1 pseudogene is annotated in these 867 nt (G+C 69.8%); it reads left to right on the top strand.

Going from position 1 to position 867, the window contains the following annotated elements:
* Window positions 1–867, top strand: a pseudogene (locus NVV99_RS26325) (helicase); the annotation flags it as partial.

Genomic DNA, 867 nt, shown 5'->3' on the forward strand with positions numbered 1-867 from the left:
GGGTGCTGGGCACCCTGACGGTCGGGGGCGGCATGTACGCCGGATCGTCGCTGCGCGTTGCCCCCACCACCACAAAGCCGCTGGCGACGCAGCTGCGCGAGCAGCTCGACCCGATCATCGACCAGGCCCTCGGTCGCGGACTCGGATTCACCGCCCCGGCCCCCGCTCCGGCGCAGGTCGAAGCGTTCACCACGCCGGGGCTGCGCACCGGCGCCGACCTCGATTCCCACGAGGTGCTGCCCGGTGCGATGCGCTTCAACGAAGCCGAGGACCGCTTCGAGCAGTTCACCCTCGGTCGCGGCTGGGCCGAGGTCGGCTGCCGCGGCAAGGACCTGGCCGAGCAGTGGAAGGTCATCACCGGTCTCGGTGAGACGGTGATGGAGCTGGCCGAGGCCAGCCGCTCGCGCACCGCCACCGTCGCCGACCGCGACGTCATCCGCGCCCGCCTGGGTGGGCTCTACGACCGCTACGTCGGCACATGGGGGCCGCTGAACCGCTTCAAGCTCACCGAACCGACCCCGCTGTCGGAAGACAAGATCGCCGCCCGCCTCGACAAGGCGATCGCCGAGTGGCGGATCAAGACCGGTCGCGAGGAGGCCCTCGCCGACGGGCTGGATCCGAAGGAGGCCGGCCCCTACACCGGGTCGATCCCCGACGAGGTGTACGAGGAGCTGTACGACAAGGCGTCCGAGCAGCCGCAACCGCGCCGCTATTCCGCGCATCTGCAAGGCGCGATCGCCCGAGATCCACGCCTGGGCATGGTTCTCGCCATCGAGAACTTCCAGTCGAAGTTCGACGGCAGCGACGCAGTGGCGACCAAGACGGCGATCTTCACCGAGGACACCACCCCGTTCAAGGACAAGGCCG

Origin of the sequence: Rhodococcus sp. PAE-6, assembly GCF_025290685.1 — a bacterium.
GTDB classification, from domain to species: domain Bacteria; phylum Actinomycetota; class Actinomycetes; order Mycobacteriales; family Mycobacteriaceae; genus Rhodococcus; species Rhodococcus pyridinivorans.